The sequence below is a fragment of the Paenibacillus polymyxa genome (genome assembly GCF_018614975.1).
Taxonomy (GTDB): domain Bacteria; phylum Bacillota; class Bacilli; order Paenibacillales; family Paenibacillaceae; genus Paenibacillus; species Paenibacillus polymyxa_E.
In genome coordinates, this window is the sequence record NZ_JAGGNR010000008.1 from 569,551 (window position 1) to 584,887 (window position 15,337).

The 15,337-nt window shown below is 46.7% G+C and carries 15 protein-coding genes; 5 read left to right on the top strand and 10 right to left on the bottom strand.

All coding sequences use genetic code 11. The features are described from left to right. Positions 1-10: 10 nt before the first annotated feature. The gene (essC, locus tag J7E78_RS05935; protein WP_215075376.1) at positions 11-4,015 is read right to left on the bottom strand and encodes a type VII secretion protein EssC; all 4,005 of its coding nucleotides are present in this window, start codon (positions 4,013-4,015) and stop codon (positions 11-13) included. 53 nt (positions 4,016-4,068) lie between these two features. After that, complete coding sequence (locus J7E78_RS05940) at positions 4,069-4,389, bottom strand: hypothetical protein (RefSeq protein ID WP_062833878.1); 321 nt, start codon at positions 4,387-4,389, stop codon at positions 4,069-4,071. Positions 4,390-4,811: 422 nt separating this feature from the next. Here J7E78_RS05940 and J7E78_RS29280 point away from each other — a divergent pair, with 422 nt between their 5' ends. Then, the gene (locus tag J7E78_RS29280; RefSeq protein ID WP_074094612.1) at positions 4,812-5,051 is read left to right on the top strand and encodes a hypothetical protein; all 240 of its coding nucleotides are present in this window, start codon (positions 4,812-4,814) and stop codon (positions 5,049-5,051) included. Positions 5,052-5,173: 122 nt separating this feature from the next. Here the strand turns inward: J7E78_RS29280 and J7E78_RS05945 are convergent, their stop codons facing one another. From J7E78_RS05945 to J7E78_RS05970, 6 genes are all read right to left on the bottom strand, one after another. Further along, positions 5,174-5,326 carry a hypothetical protein gene (locus J7E78_RS05945; RefSeq protein ID WP_164783094.1) on the bottom strand — a complete coding sequence of 51 codons (153 nt, stop codon included), beginning with the start codon at positions 5,324-5,326 and terminating at the stop codon, positions 5,174-5,176. A 230-nt stretch (positions 5,327-5,556) separates the two neighbouring features. Further along, entirely contained in the window at positions 5,557-6,621 is a 1,065-nt protein-coding gene (locus J7E78_RS05950) for an aldehyde dehydrogenase family protein (protein ID WP_311516937.1), read from the bottom strand. A gap of 73 nt (positions 6,622-6,694) precedes the next feature. Then, positions 6,695-7,231, bottom strand: coding sequence for a GNAT family N-acetyltransferase (locus J7E78_RS05955; RefSeq protein ID WP_215075377.1), 537 nt, complete (start codon positions 7,229-7,231; stop codon positions 6,695-6,697). 115 nt (positions 7,232-7,346) lie between these two features. Beyond that, positions 7,347-7,685 carry a L,D-transpeptidase gene (locus J7E78_RS05960; protein ID WP_076208844.1) on the bottom strand — a complete coding sequence of 113 codons (339 nt, stop codon included), beginning with the start codon at positions 7,683-7,685 and terminating at the stop codon, positions 7,347-7,349. A gap of 56 nt (positions 7,686-7,741) precedes the next feature. After that, positions 7,742-8,851 (bottom strand): ribosome small subunit-dependent GTPase A, encoded by a 1,110-nt coding sequence (gene rsgA, locus J7E78_RS05965; protein ID WP_215075378.1) that lies wholly within the window; start codon positions 8,849-8,851, stop codon positions 7,742-7,744. A 448-nt stretch (positions 8,852-9,299) separates the two neighbouring features. Further along, positions 9,300-9,893: a DUF2087 domain-containing protein gene (locus J7E78_RS05970; RefSeq protein ID WP_215075559.1), complete on the bottom strand. Its 594-nt coding sequence runs from the start codon at positions 9,891-9,893 to the stop codon at positions 9,300-9,302. A gap of 178 nt (positions 9,894-10,071) precedes the next feature. On the opposite strand from J7E78_RS05970, the gene J7E78_RS05975 reads away from it, so the two are divergent. The 3 genes from J7E78_RS05975 (at position 10,072) to J7E78_RS05985 (ending at position 12,178) form a co-directional block, all read left to right on the top strand. Further along, on the top strand, positions 10,072-11,070 hold the full coding sequence (locus J7E78_RS05975; protein WP_215075379.1) for a YpdA family putative bacillithiol disulfide reductase: 999 nt from the start codon (positions 10,072-10,074) through the stop codon (positions 11,068-11,070). A gap of 5 nt (positions 11,071-11,075) precedes the next feature. Beyond that, complete coding sequence (locus tag J7E78_RS05980) at positions 11,076-11,519, top strand: DUF441 domain-containing protein (protein WP_036609212.1); 444 nt, start codon at positions 11,076-11,078, stop codon at positions 11,517-11,519. Positions 11,520-11,665: 146 nt separating this feature from the next. Further along, positions 11,666-12,178, top strand: a complete 513-nt coding sequence (locus tag J7E78_RS05985) for an ADP-heptose synthase (RefSeq protein WP_215075380.1) — start codon at positions 11,666-11,668, stop codon at positions 12,176-12,178. A gap of 98 nt (positions 12,179-12,276) precedes the next feature. Here J7E78_RS05985 and J7E78_RS05990 read toward each other — a convergent pair whose 3' ends face one another. Both J7E78_RS05990 and J7E78_RS05995 read right to left on the bottom strand, forming a co-directional pair. After that, complete coding sequence (locus J7E78_RS05990; RefSeq protein ID WP_215075381.1) at positions 12,277-12,726, bottom strand: NUDIX domain-containing protein; 450 nt, start codon at positions 12,724-12,726, stop codon at positions 12,277-12,279. A gap of 76 nt (positions 12,727-12,802) precedes the next feature. Beyond that, positions 12,803-13,099 carry a HesB/YadR/YfhF family protein gene (locus tag J7E78_RS05995; RefSeq protein ID WP_215075382.1) on the bottom strand — a complete coding sequence of 99 codons (297 nt, stop codon included), beginning with the start codon at positions 13,097-13,099 and terminating at the stop codon, positions 12,803-12,805. Positions 13,100-13,585: 486 nt separating this feature from the next. Here J7E78_RS05995 and J7E78_RS06000 point away from each other — a divergent pair, with 486 nt between their 5' ends. Then, positions 13,586-15,331 carry an ABC transporter ATP-binding protein gene (locus J7E78_RS06000; RefSeq protein WP_215075383.1) on the top strand — a complete coding sequence of 582 codons (1,746 nt, stop codon included), beginning with the start codon at positions 13,586-13,588 and terminating at the stop codon, positions 15,329-15,331. Positions 15,332-15,337 lie beyond the last annotated feature (6 nt).

Genomic DNA, 15,337 nt, shown 5'->3' on the forward strand with positions numbered 1-15,337 from the left:
CCACCTCCCCTCAAACTACAACATGCCATCGGTCACGAATTTCAGAAATCCAATCGGTCATTTTCCAGCTATCATCACATGGAACTGCACCTTTAACCCTGGAATATTTACGTTTTACATAATAACCTTGACCCGGAGGCAGTACCTTCAGCCCACCTGAACTACCTCCGGATTCCGAATAAGGTATACGGAAGAACGAGAGATCGTTAGGGTCTAAAGTCCCGAATAGCATTCCGCTCTGGGAAGCCTTCACATCCGTTACCCAGTCAGAACCAAAGGTCGGGAAGTCTGCCGGAACCCCGGATAGAATCACGTGTACACCACGATCCCTTCCTTGACGAACAATCGCTCCCAATTGATCTTTTACATTAAAATCGTTTAGCTGCTTGGACAAGGTGTCCGCATCATCGATAACGAGTACAAGTTCCGGTCCACCGGAAATCTCGCCTCTTTTCAGAACTTCATCGTACAACTGTTGAATGACAGGTGCAAGCTGTTCTTCTCGAGATACATGTCCACGGACATGAGGCAAACTGCTGATTTCCCCCAGCCCACCTGCACCATAACGCATATCTACTGTATATATCTGTACATCTTCCGGAGAAGCATGATAAGCCAGTGATAACATCCATGTCAATAAAAATGTCGTTTTGCCGCCCTCCATCGGACTCGTCACCATGAAATGCGGACCTTCACGCAGATTAAGCTGGAAGGGTTCCAGATCATCCGTAAGCAGTCCCACAGGGACAGTTACAGACGATGTATCCCAAGCCTGACCATATGATCCTGTCCGAATGAGCAGATCCTTCAGTTTGATTTCTTCCGGAAGCGGAGCAATCTGCGGCGCTTCTTCCCCTGTCCAGCCTTGGCGAATCTCAGCAATCGTACGGCGCAGTGCCGATGAACGCTTGCCCTCATCTGCCCCTGAAGAAGGTAATGCCGCCTGGAACATTAACGGAGGCACTTGCCCTTTGACCAGACCTCTTCCTGGCGGAAGTTGGCTTGGCGCCTTGGAAGGTCTTCCCACGGCATAATAATAATCACTTGGATCGGATAACTCAAATGAAACCGCATTGGGAATATTACTTCTGAATTTTTCAAATACATCTGTTACCCGATTCGCAGTAAGCACAAAAGTGATACCCAGACTTCCACCTTCACGCAGGATCGTCTCCAGAAGCTCATTTTCTTCCGGATAGGCATTGCGGAATGAAAGATACCCGTCAATAACCACCACAACCTGCGGGACAGCCGCGTGAGCTGTCCGGCGGTAAGCCGAAATCGTTTTAACACCCGCCTCCGAGATGATATCTTTGCGTTGTGCTGACAGCTTGAGAATATAGCGGAATAACCGCTTGATCCGGTCTTCCTCTTCAGCCATCATCACGCCACCGATCTGAGGTAGTGCTGCAAAGTCCTTCATCATGCGGCCCATGTCGATAATGTAACCATGCCAAGGCTCAGTTCTATGGGAACGGGCCAGAGACATAAGCAAGGTCTGAACAAATGTTGTTTTGCCTAGTCCTGGCATGCCGTAAACGACCAGATGACCCTGATCCACAGGCAATGCGAGCGGTTGTTGGCGCTGATTAGGAAGATCATCCAGCAAACCAACCAATGGTTTCAGACCACTCGCCCCTCCATCAAGCAACAGATCCCGATTCTCTTCTTCCTGCCATTTCTGAAGACCTTCCCATTCCAGTGTCTCTGGTAAAGGTGGCAACCATGGTCCTGGCAAACGACGGATACCTGCATCCGCTGCAGACTGCGCAACATAATCAATAAATACCTGAAGCTGTTTTGGAACATCTTCACCTTTGAGAACGGCTCTGCGCTCTCCGGTTAACAGAGGCTCCCGCTTACCGTTCAGGCGCACTTCCATAACAGGCAATACCGTCGTTGAATCCTCCTGCTGGTTATAAGGTGCACCACTCCAGGCGAATTGCATTTCTTCAAACACTTCATCACTACCAACCTGGAAATATCCGCGACCAGGCTTCGTAATCCAGGCAGCATTTGGAATCTTGATCATGTCCCTGCTATCTCCCTCACTCTGTACGCGAAGGCAGATCCGAAAACGGGAATTACTCCATATTTTATCGTCCACAACACCGGCTGGCTTTTGGGTTGCCAGAATTAGATGAACTCCAAGTGTCCGGCCAATGGCTGCGATACTGATCAATTCATCCATGAACTCCGGCTGGTCCCGCTTCAATTGAGCAAACTCGTCAATGATAATAACCAGATGTGGCAGTGGCTGTTCATGTCTGGAACGCAGAATCTTGTAATATTCATCAATATGCTGGAGGTTTCCCGCATCATTTAATATTTTTTGCCTTCTGACCAGTTCGGCACGAAGTGAGATATTCGCCCGCTCGATCAGATTCCCATCCAGATTGGTGATCGTACCCACCACATGAGGCAGATCAACAAATGTATTGGACATCCCGCCACCTTTATAGTCAATCAGCATGAAGGCCAAATCATGGGGATGGAATTCAGCAGCGAGTGAAGCTACGATGGACTGGATAACTTCACTTTTACCTGAACCGGTTGTACCTGCAATCAGACCATGGGGACCATGACCCTGACGTTCAATTTTGTCATGCAGGTTTATCGCTATTTTTTTGCCACCAGCTCGTACACCCATTGGCACGGGCAGTGTATCAGGATATCTCGTCTGTCCCCACCTGGACACCACATCCAGATCTTCCACGCGTGACGTGCTCAGCATATCGAATAACGGAAGCACTTGCGGGATATCCGAAGCAGATGACCGCTTTAACCGGATCGGTGACATATAACGGGAAAGCGCCTCTGCCATCTCCTTCGAGATCACATCAGGCTTGTACGTTTGTTGAATAACATCCGCATCTTCCGTTTTTTTGATATACACCCCTTTTCCTTTGGAGGCATCCATAATCAACTGACAATGCATCGGTAGAGACTCCTTGCGATTAGCCAGTATGATGGTGCATACATCAATGTCATGAGCCGACTCCAGCAGCAGTGGAAGTAACGGTTCTTCTTCAATCAATTGCGTATCGGAGAGAATCACAACGTAACATGGCGTTTGTACACTTTTCTTGTAGCGGTCTTCCTTATTGTTACGACGCCGGTTCAACACGGAAAACAAGCTGTCCGCCAATTGATGCGCACCGCTGTGCCTGTCGGCCATATAGCGTTGTCCTTGGTCTTCATCCCAGATATGGGGCATCCAGCGAAGCCAGTCCCATTCCTTACTGTCCTTTTCTTCATAGAAAGCAGCAAGCTTCAGTTCATCCGGGGAATGGCGTACCGTCAGTTGTGAGATGATGACTCGCAGGGAAGCAAGCACTTCCTCCCGATCACCGACAAGTCCCATAACCTTTGATTGGAACAAGGGCAATGTAATGGAAGCATCCGGTACCGTCTGGAATTCAGCCGCAAGTTCATGGGCCGCTTCAATCAGCTCATCCTTCTCGTAACCATCAATCCGCGGAACCTGAAGTTTGATGCGGAATGGAATCTCTCCCGTACCAATGCGTACCTGAAGGAAATCATCATCCTCTGGTGAACGCTCCCACAAGGAACTGTTCCGGTTCTTCACCACTTGAAGGCATACACCCGGATCACCATGGATTTCATACAGGCTCTTCACTTGCTCCGCCTGAGCTTCTTTCAGTTCTTCCCGATGTTTGTCCAGTTGGGCAAGATACATGGTTTTACGTTCTTCCAATTTTTTGCGATATGATTTCTTGTTGCTCAGATACACGAAGAATGGAATGGTGTAAGAAGTAAGCATCATCATGACCGTCATCATCTGAAACATCATATAATTGCTGTTGTTCATTTTGCCGGTCATATTGATATATACATAGAAACCAATGCTGACCATGGTCATCATGATCGGCACAATAATGGATATCATGGAAAACGTGGGTTTACTCGGTTCTGTTGGAGGCCTGAGTATTTCGAGTCTCTCTTCCTTGAGAACCGGTGTCATTCTTGGAGAACGCTGATATAACACATTCACGAAGAGAAGACCTCCTTAGTTCGTTCAATAATGAATGTATACGTTCAAAAGCCTTATTCGTTGCTGTCCTGTTGAAACAATGAACGTCTTCCATATACAGGCGCTTCTTCCGAAGTCGTTGAAAAAGCCCGCTGGACACGTACGCAACTGCCTTGTCGCAGCCCTGTTTCCATTAACTGCTGTGCGTTCTGCGGAGAGAACCACAGACCTTCCGGAAACTTGGCTTCAAGGATGTACTGAATACCGTCTCCCGGTGCCTGTCCAAAAATGCGAACGCCGAGTAATGTCTTCAAATGTTCAATCGTACATTCGTCCGGAACCTCGATGTCGAACCATTCGCCTTCTTCGCGACCGGAATACACGGTTAGAATCATCCGAATCCCTCCCATGGTCTCATATGTAAATTGTCCTAATGTCAGATTAAATCAAAAAAAAGAGAATGAATCGGTATATCAACCTTATTTTCTTACATAAACACCTTGTTTGCAATGTACCACCTGTAATTTTGTTACATATGACCCACGTAAATATTAAAATATCGTACATTCGACTCAGAACTTTCGTGGCAGTTCTACAATTAAATATTGCGAGGTTACGAAACCTTTTGTTTTTTGTTCCATTTAAATGGTAATTAAGTTTCGTTTTTCAGGACTTTTATTCCTTCGCTCACAATTGAATTGTGAACACTTTTCAAACATTACCCACCTTTATGTTTTCATAAGCTGATTTTAAGGTAATTTTAAGCATTGGAATTTAATATTACCTGTATGAAATAACAACCGTGAGGTGATTTCAAGTGAGAACCCTAATAACCTTTCAAAACAAATCAATCCCTGTATATTTTAATCAAGAAAACAAACAACCTATGCAGAAGACATTAAGATTGCTTAGCAGTGCTCTAGAGCATAAAATTAGCAACGGTAAACGCGCCATTCAAAAATGTCTGCATTCTTTGATTAGTATTGAGATTGTCAATGGAGAAGCCATTCTCCACAGTCGAAGTGAAAACGACTCCCTTGCTTTATCCTTATACTAAAAGGAGTTACCCAAGACACATTCATTACAAGACATGAAAAAGGAAGCTGTCGCTAAAGACAAGCTTCCTTTTTTGAGTTGTATACACGTTAACAGCGGATCGCAATTGTTATCAGCCATCACTCAATGCAGTTTGCTCAGGACATAGGCGGCATCATGTTCTTCCGCAATCTCGGCTTTACGAATACGAATGACAAACAGCCGAACCAAATTGGCACGTGTATGTTCTTCCTGACAGGTATTCAGTTTCCTCAGAATAAAGCGGTCAATGGACATGAATTTAAAGCCCCTTTGCCGTTGGATTTACGGATCGATTCTCCCGTGTATCCATAAATAACCAGATAGCGTCAGCCCCAAACAGCTTTTCCACACTTATATTAAGCCGTATTTTGCTGAGGTGTACAATTGTGCAAAAAGCCCGTCCCACCAAGCTGGAGATGGACTTTCGCATGATTTGTCGATCTTTTTGTAACCATTCTAATCATTTATAAAATGAACCTGCTAGTTCACCCTTTTTCGACTTGGTTCACTCCCGGATATTCCCGATATTGATGCTGAATGCTGATCCAACGAGTACGTGTAAACTTCTCAATGGCCCAAACCCCACCGAAACGTCCAATCCCTGAAGCTTTTTCACCGCCAAACATCACATGTGCTTCATCGTTCACAGACTGATCATTCACATGCACCATACCAGATTCAATGCGCTGGGCAACCTGATATCCTCGATTCAGATCTTTGGTAAATACGGAACCACTAAGTCCATAAGGCGTATCATTTGCCAAACGTACAGCTTCCTGCTCATCATGAGCCTTCATGATCACTGCCACTGGGCCAAACAATTCCTGCTGTACGATATCCTGTTCAGGTTTAACATCGGCAAGTACAGTAGGAGACAGCACACTGCCTTTACTGGTCCCCCCGAGCAATAACCGTGCCCCTTCGGCCTTGGTTTTGTGCACAAGCTCCAACAATCGTTCTACCTCTTTTTCCCGAATGAGAGGACCCACGAGTGTTTTGGCATCCGCCGGATCACCTGCCTGGACATTCTTCGTTTTGGCAACAAATGATTCGACGAATTGGTCGTAAATATCGGCATGCACTATGAAACGATTCAGAGCCATGCAGATCTGACCCTGATGCGGAAACTTGCCAAAGACCGCCGCATCAGCAGCACGTTCAGTGTCAGCATCTTCCAGCACAACCATCGCGTTGTTGCCGCCTAGTTCCAGTGCCGTTTCTTTTAAATGTTCACCCGCCAGTTTACCGATCCCCTGTCCAACTTCTGTGGAACCCGTAAATGAAATCACTTTGGGAACCGGATGAGCGACAAAGTAATCCCCGATCTCGCTGCCACTTCCAGCAACGACATTCAGCACGCCCTCAGGCAGACCAGCCTGTTCAAACAAATCGGCAATGAGCCAGCCTGCCGTAATCGGAGTGTCCGATGCTGGTTTAATCACCACACCATTACCAAGAGCAATTGCTGGAGCTACAGATCGAAGGCATAGATGCAAAGGGAAGTTCCATGGCCCAATAACCCCAATCACTCCCTTCGGTTCTCGAACCACACGGTTCTCTTTGCAAGGGGCTTAAGAAAACAATACAACCCACAGTATTCTATCGTCATCTGCACGTCTTTCATCAGTCGGGCAGGCTCTTGCCTCCAAAGAGGCTCAAGTCTTCCCATCCGTAGCCAACTTCGATCAGATCTTGACCACCAATACGGATGGACTGTGTCTGAACTGGAGTGCCTCCCATCTTTTCATAGAAGCGGCATGCTGAATTACGCTCCAAAGCCCATATGATCAAACGTTTCATATTGTGGGTTTGGAGATGATGAACCACATGTGTTGCCAGTTGCTGACCTATCCCCGTTTGTTGCACTTCCTTCAGCAAATAAATAGCGTACAACTCTCCATCATAAGATAATTCGCCTTCACGCTCCTTACCCCCACAAGCAAATCCGACAATGTTCCCATGATCCTGTTCAGCTACCACCAGGATCTGATCCTTTTCGCCAGAACGAATGGTCTTCTCCCACTGGGACAATCTTGATTCTATAGTCAAATGATCCAAAAAATCGTCAGGCACAATTCCCCGATACGTTGTTTTCCAACTCTCCGTATGTACATGGGCTATCCCTTTCGCATCCCCTTCACGCGCCGGCCTGATCAGCATAGCTATCACTCACTTTCTCTCGTAACTGCCATAGCTTTACCATATTATATGTTCTTCTTTCTATAATTCCAAATTCATCCATTATGAACTACCTCTTATAAAGTAAAATCCGGCCCTACGGCCGGATCGTCACTCTCGTGCCTACAGATACCTTTGAAGACAGATCCAGTACATCCGAGTTGTACATGCGTATACAACCATGGGAGACGGATTTGCCAATAGACCAAGGCTCATTGGTTCCGTGTATCCCATAATGGGGAGCAGACAGTCCCATCCAGAACACGCCAAATGGCCCACCTGGATTCGATTGTTTGTTAATAATAGTGAACTCTCCGCTTGGAGTCTGCGTGAGCATCTTGCCGGTGGCTACGGGATAACCCTTAATCACCTGATTGCCATCCAGAAGATATAACATGTGGTCAGACAGATCTACAATAATCCTGTAATCTGGCATAATGACATCCCTCCTGACCTATCTTATGCAAGATACCGGATGATGCCCGCCTGATTTCAGGCTTCCTCCCACTCTTTCACACTGCGGGAGTGCTTGGGTTTGCGACTATTGACCGGTTTGCTGGAGGCGGTACGCCTTCTGGATGCCACTTCTTCCTTACGTTGCTGATATTGCAATTCCTTCTGCATTTTCAGATAATTATTCATTCTTTTTTCATCCAATGAACCATCCTGTATGGCCTCTTTCACTGCACATCCAGCTTCACGTGTATGGCTGCAATCCAGAAATCTGCACATGGCGGCAAGTTCTTCAATTTCTCCAAACGCATGCGACAGCCCATCATTGCCCTCATCCCAGAGGTTAAGCTCGCGCATTCCTGGAGTATCGATCAATACGGCTCCCTGTGGAAGTACAAACATCTCCCGGTGTGTTGTCGTATGTCTCCCACGACTGTCTCCCTCGCGGACGGATTGTGTAAGCTGCACATCCTCACCCATCATCCAGTTCACCAGCGTAGACTTGCCACTGCCAGAAGATCCCGTGAGCGCAACGGTCAATCCCGGCTGCAAATATCGTTCCAGTAAGGATTTCCCTTGACCCTCCACTGCAGATATCGCAAGCACTTCGACACCTGGAGCGATTCCTTCTACACTTCGGATCTGTTCTTCAACATTGTTGCACAGATCACTTTTGCTCAAGACAATGACTGGCCTTACGCCACCATTCCAGGCCATCATCACGTATCTTTCAAGTCGTCTAAGGTTGAAATCATGATTAAGTGCAGCCACGATTAACAGTGTATCTACGTTTGCGGCGATTAATTGTTCCTTGGTCACTGGACCTGCCGCCTGTCTCGATACTCTGCTCCGACGTGGCACGAGATTGTGAATAATGGCTTCTTCACCTGCCTGACCTGTAATCGCTACCCAATCTCCAACCGCTGGTACCAAGCTGGTCTCCAGACTATCATGACGCATTCGGCCCGAAACTCTTCCCCAGCATTCGCCCTCTTCTGTAATCAGACGTTGCAAATGTCCATGGTCTGCGATAATTCTGGCTGGCTTTTTCTCCTGCTCTTCCATCCCTGTCTCTTGCCACAGTTCCTGCCACTTTGCAGACCAGCCGTACTTCTCAATGTGGTTATCTAAAATAAAAATTCCTCCCAAGATAAATTTTGTTTACTTCGTTCAAGCCGAGTGAACAATTATCTCCGGTTCAGATCAATACAAAAAACCACGAGTAGAAATACACCCGCGGCAATAAGAAGTTAGCCGAATCAAAGATTATCCCTTCTCGTAGATCTACCGGATAGAATACTTAACCATCCGATATAAACTATTCAGGAACACCCTTTTATCGGCAAACAAAAAAGCCACGGGTGCGTCACCCGTGGCTTCATCTGAGCATGCGATACTTCACGTTTCAATGGATACTGCTATCCAGCTAACGCAAAATTACATGCTTTGATCCGTTCCGGAGACGCTGTTCATATTCAAATTAACGTATACTGCATTTAAGTTTGTCATAAACAATCGCCTCCCTTGTAGAATTATCCATTATGTTACACACTGCGCTTTGCAGTTGTCAAGCCCGAATTATTTTCACTTGTCTGTTCTATTTGACCTGATCCCAGCGTGTCCACATTTCCTTCGGATTCAATTCATAGATCTCCTCTTCCCGATACATGAACTGATGCATGATAAATTCTCGCCGAATCGTTGCAAAGTCTTCATGGTATTGCTTTATAAATGTATTGATTTCTTTCTCCGTATACTTCCGACCAAATTCAAGCTGCTCGACCAGATGACCAAGTACAATCAGTTTTTTCTTGTATTGAGCCGGAATCTGACGCAGTCGCCCATCTTTGGAGAAAAAATTTCTCATGACCGACGCTTTCAACGTTTCATTCACATCACTCATATCCGCAACCTCCTCTCGCTTGAAGATAAAATCAACCGAAGCCTGTGCATTCTCGCGGATAAACGAAGGATTAAGTGTGAAATACACTGTATTTTTCTCCCGTCGTTCCTTGATCAGCGCTGCCTCTCTCAGCTTGGATGCATGATGTGTCACGGTTGGCTGTGACAGATTCAGCCGCTCGGCAAGTGCCTGTCCGTGCAGTTCACCCTGTGCCAGCAACAGCAGCATGCGAAGCCGGGTCGGGTCAGCCAACGCTTTATGATAAGCCACAATTTTCTCCAGCTGCATCATCGTTCATCTCGCTTTCATTTAGATAGATATCTAATTTGATATTAGTCTTTTCTCCTCTCCACGTCAACTCCTTTGGATTCAAGTAAGCTTGTCTAATTTATACTCACGCTTGAACTGGCATTGGCTCGTTATTTACGGTAGGATTATATTGCTTGAAATAAGGAGGATTAAGAACATGGAAGATGTCATTATTATCGGCGGAGGCCCATGCGGTCTGTCTGCTGCCATTGAATGTGAGCGGCTGGGACTGTCCGCTGTGATCGTTGAGAAATACAATATCGTTCAATCTATTTATCTGTATCCAACCCATATGCAGTTTTTCAGCACAGCCCCGCTGCTTGAGATCGGAAACGTTCCGTTCAGCACACCTAATGATAAACCGTTTCGTTATGAAGCACTTGCCTATTATCGCAGGGTAGCCGAACATTTTGGTCTGCGTGTTCATAACTATGAGGAAGCCCGTGAAATTAAACGCAAGGATGATGGCATGTTTGAGGTACATACGCTCAATCGCCGCGGGGAGGCCATCGTACATGTTGGACGCAATGTAGTTGTAGCTACCGGTTATTTTGACCATCCTAACTATCTGGGCATCCCTGGAGAAGATAAAGATAAAGTAACCCACTATTTCCGGGAAGCCCACCCTTATACCCGTACACGTGTCGCCATTATTGGCGGAAGCAACTCAGCCGTTGACGCGGCCATGGAACTGGTTCGGGTCGGAGCGCATATTGATATGGTTTATCGCGGCAGTGGTCTTTCCCAGCATATTAAACCATGGGTACGTCCGCTATTCGAGAGCATGGTGGCAAAAGGCCGTATTACACTGCACCTGGAATCACGCGTGAATGAAATACTGGATGATTCGATTCGTCTCATACACACGGATGGTTCCACTCGTGAACTGGATAATGACTTTGTTCTGGCCATGACCGGTTTTCGTCCGGATCGTCAACTACTTACTTCGGTAGGTGTGGAAATGTCTGATGATATGGATAAACCTCTATATGACGCACAAACGATGGAAAGCAGCGTACCTGGTGTATATGTGGGTGGAGTCATCGCTTCGGGTCGTAATGCCAATGAAGTCTTTATTGAATCCGGTCGCTGGCATGGACGGTACATTGCGGAACATATCGTTAGCAAACAACGTGGACAGACTGAAGGGAAATGAAAACAATGGATATGACTTCCCTGCTGTTGCTCGTATTTGCGGCTCTTGGGATTATCAGCAGCAACACACCTGTGACCGTAGCGATGGTATTTCTGTTATTGCTACGAGTCCTGAACCTGAATCAGGCATTTCCATGGCTTGAAAAATACGGACTTACACTGGGCATTATCATTCTGACCATTGGTGTGATGGCACCTCTTGCCAGTGGCAAGATGAGTCTGCAGACGATCGGCGAGTCTTTCCTGCACTGGAAATCACTGCTCGCCATTGGCGTAGGATTACTGGTGGCATATCTCGGAGGACGTGGCGCTACGCTGATGGGTACACAGCCAACTGTCGTTGCAGGGCTGTTAATCGGAACGGTACTTGGCGTTGCCTTGTTCAAGGGTGTACCTGTCGGGCCATTGATTGCGGCAGGAATTTTATCATTGCTACTGGGCAAATCCTGATTCAAGTTGTGAAGGTCGTGACCTGACATGCTATGCAGATTGGCTGTATTTCCCACTGTTGTGTGATATACTTCTATTCATGCAAATCATGTACACGAGCGATTCACTTTGCAACTATTTTAATGGCGCAGGAGGATTCAGGAACCATGTCACGTCAGTTTATTACAGAAGCCGTGATGGTGGCCATTTACGGTCAATTGCTAGCGCCGCCCGCGCCTGTTGAATATATTGTTCCTTATACCACCATCCTTGAGCTATATGAATTCCAGACCAGTCCTGATCCCATGATGGATAACCCGGCAGATGATCAGCATGTGAAATCCAAAATCAATGAAATGATTTCTTATTTCGAGCAACCTCTGAATAAGAAAAAAATAGAGCGTGCGTTACTTGTTCCATGGGCCAAAAGCCCCTCTATTTTATTTGGTGACCAAGTATCCATTGCCATTATCAATGCAATAGATACGGCACAGTACGGGGAGTATTTCGATCCCATTGAGACAGAACTGCTGCTGACATCTCAGCGCCTGAGTATCCCGATTCTCACCGATCAGGTTGAACTGATCGCACGCATCATTGAGTCAGAATCACCTGTACAGGTATTTGATATTGATGATTTTGATTTTGCGATGGATGATGAACCACTGGATCAGGTGTAATTCATGCTCCGAGCACGTGAATCGGATATTCAAAAAAAATGACCTTGTCACCCACTTTACCGTGGATGCCAAGGTCATTTTTTGCGTCAACACTTATTTTATTCTGCCATATCCCGCGCTAACAGGATTCGGCTAATCTCATTCAGAGGTGGTAACGACTCCAGTGCAAAAAACTTCAGACCCGCATCACTATTTACACGCGACTCCACAAGGTCATCCTGAATGATCACTGTCCGGAACAGGGCAATGACATAATACTCTTCATCTCCGCTTGAATGCAAATACCGAAGATCAGGCCCCGAATACAGACCTTCCAGTGTCATGGTATCAGCAGTCCAACCAGTCTCTTCCCATAACTCCCGATGTGCAGCATCTTCAATGGCCTCACCCGGGCGCATCTCACCTGCTGGCAACCGCCAATGACCGTGCCCCGCATGCTGAATCAGGAGTAATTCACCTTGTTCGTTCTCAGTCCGTACCGCTGCTTTCACAACAATATGAGAGCGTTTTGCGATATACTGGGCCAAATCTCGTGGTGGCAGATTCACTGCTTATCCCCTCCTCCTACTCGGAAGCCAGTGGCGACCTGTGATCCATCTATTGCTTAACAGAATACTTCAAAGATTATACTTCGGTATAACGGTATTCGATATCCTGACCTTCATCAACGATATCCACATGCAGTTGGTGCCCTTTCAGATACCAATAATCGTGATCTTCCATAAAAAATTGAATCCCCGACACTTCGGTTTGATCCGCAGGATGTCTTGGTTTCTCCACAGCAATACCTAGCGAAAATCCAGGGTGAAGACCTCCGCCAGAGCTATAACGGGCAAAAAATCGAATGCTGTCTCCCTCGTTCAAATTCAGTTCTTTCTTGTACCAGCGAGCAGCTTGATCGGATACATGTATGGTACTCATTTGGTGTCAGCTCCTTCTGTATATATATGTTCCATCATATCTCGACAGGGACTTGAATACAAACCCGAGTCACCACATGAAGACAAATTAAGTCATGAAAAATGTTTGACAGATTGCAAAAGCCGGTGTTAAGATGCAAACATACGAGGTCTACATTGGTTTTATTTCCAAAAAAAGAAAGGGTGATTACGGTGTTTAACAAACATATGATTGGTCAATTCAGCACACAATTGAATACCGGAGCACACCCGAAATCATTATTCCGTTCATAAGTCGGCATGACAAGGCGTTCTTTCAATAGAACCTCTGTGATGTTTACTCACAATCGAACTTATATATGGTGACGGCTCTGTTCTCGGAGCCATGCTGCCGTATGATTATATGAAGACATACCGCCTGCGTGCGGTATGTCTTTTTTTGTGGGTACATTTCGGCATACATGAACGGAATCTGCATTTCTCGGACATCGAAAGGAAGGGATAACACTTGTTCTCTGTACTTAAAAACCTGGCCTGGTTCTTCCGGCTGGAACGCAAACGATACCTAACAGGTGTCATCTTGCTTATTTTGGTGGGCATTGCCGAGCTGCTGCCTCCCCGTCTTCTTGGCAATGCCATCGACGAGATTGTGCGCGGTTCCATTACCGGCACCTCACTTACCCGTTATATTTTGCTTATTCTGGGAACGGTCATCGTGATCTATCTGGTTACATACGTTTGGATGCACAAACTGTTTGGTGGTGCCAATCTGGTGGAACGGCTGCTTCGTTCACGCTTTATGGACCACTTGTTACGGATGACTCCTCCCTTTTTTGAGAAAAACAGAACAGGAGATCTGATGGCTCGGGCTACCAATGATCTTCGTTCCATTGCCACTACAGCAGGCTTCGGCATGCTGACCTTAACAGACTCTACAGCCTTTCTGGCCACCGTATTGTTCGCCATGGGCTTCCTGGTTAGTTGGAAACTGACTCTGGCGGCAATCCTGCCATTACCTTTTATCGCCATTGCCATGATGATCTACGGTAAAGCTGTACATCAACGTTACACCCTGGCACAGGATGCATTCGGAGATATGAATGACCAGGTGCTGGAATCCATCGCCGGTATTCGCGTCGTGCGTGCCTATGTGCAGGAACGTCTGGACGAGAAACGATTCGCCGATGTGACCGAAGATGTGTATCGCAAAAACCTGGCCGTTGCCAGAATGGATGCCCTGTTCGAACCCACCATCCGCCTCTTTGTTGGACTCAGTTATGTGATTGCACTTGCCTACGGCATATATCTTGTATTTCATAATGAAATTACCCTGGGGGATCTCGTATCGTTTAACATGTACCTGGGGATGATGATCTGGCCCATGTTTGCCATCGGCGAATTAATTAACCTGATGCAGCGCGGTAGTGCTTCACTTGATCGGGTCAACGAGACTTTATCGGTAGAGCCTGCCGTACAAGATGTGGAGCAACCTGCTCACGTTACGAATCCGGAAGAAATTGCGATGCAGGATGTTACATTCCGTTATCCCAGCTCCACTGTTGACAATCTCAGTCATATCAGCTTTTCGCTGCGACGGGGTCAAACATTGGGTGTTGTGGGTCGTACGGGTAGCGGTAAGTCTACTTTGCTCAAACAACTGCTTCATGAATACCCTGCTGGTTCGGGCACCTTAAGCATCTCGGGTCATCCGATTCAGAATATCGCCAAAGATGACTTGCATAGCTGGATTGGGTACGTACCACAGGAACAAGTTCTGTTCTCCAAATCAGTTCGTCAGAACATTCAATTTGGTAAACCTGGGGCCAGTGATGAAGTCATCATGGAAGCCATTCGTACCGCCGCTTTTGACGGGGATCTGGGAACCTTATCCGATGGACTGGATACACTCGTTGGTGAAAAAGGAATCTCTCTGTCCGGTGGACAGAAACAGCGTGTATCGCTGGCGCGTGCCTTTATTGCTAATCCTGATATTCTGATCCTTGATGATGCCTTATCTGCTGTCGATGCACGTACTGAAGCCAAAATTATTGAAAATATACGCAACAAACGCTCGGGCAAAACCACGCTGATCTCGACGCATCGCCTGTCTGCTATTGAACATGCTGACCGAATCATCGTACTGGAGCACGGGAAAATTACGGAAGAAGGCACTCACCAGGAACTGTTAGCCATGAACGGCTGGTACCGTGAACAGTATGAACGGCAACAGGTCGAGTCCAATCTGTCCACGTAGGAGGTC

Bases quoted from the DNA above. Each gene is read 5' to 3' on its own strand.
- J7E78_RS05960 (WP_076208844.1), bottom strand. From the start codon at position 7,685: ATGCCAGATTACAGGATTATTGTAGATCTGTCTGACCACATGTTATAT.
- J7E78_RS05940 (WP_062833878.1), bottom strand. From the start codon at position 4,389: ATGATTCTAACCGTGTATTCCGGTCGCGAAGAAGGCGAATGGTTCGAC.
- J7E78_RS05985 (WP_215075380.1), top strand. From the start codon at position 11,666: ATGTCACGTCAGTTTATTACAGAAGCCGTGATGGTGGCCATTTACGGT.
- J7E78_RS05970 (WP_215075559.1), bottom strand. From the start codon at position 9,893: ATGCAGCTGGAGAAAATTGTGGCTTATCATAAAGCGTTGGCTGACCCG.
- J7E78_RS05995 (WP_215075382.1), bottom strand. From the start codon at position 13,099: ATGAGTACCATACATGTATCCGATCAAGCTGCTCGCTGGTACAAGAAA.
- J7E78_RS05955 (WP_215075377.1), bottom strand. From the start codon at position 7,231: ATGCTGATCAGGCCGGCGCGTGAAGGGGATGCGAAAGGGATAGCCCAT.
- J7E78_RS05945 (WP_164783094.1), bottom strand. From the start codon at position 5,326: ATGTCCATTGACCGCTTTATTCTGAGGAAACTGAATACCTGTCAGGAA.
- J7E78_RS05980 (WP_036609212.1), top strand. From the start codon at position 11,076: ATGGATATGACTTCCCTGCTGTTGCTCGTATTTGCGGCTCTTGGGATT.
- J7E78_RS05975 (WP_215075379.1), top strand. From the start codon at position 10,072: ATGGAAGATGTCATTATTATCGGCGGAGGCCCATGCGGTCTGTCTGCT.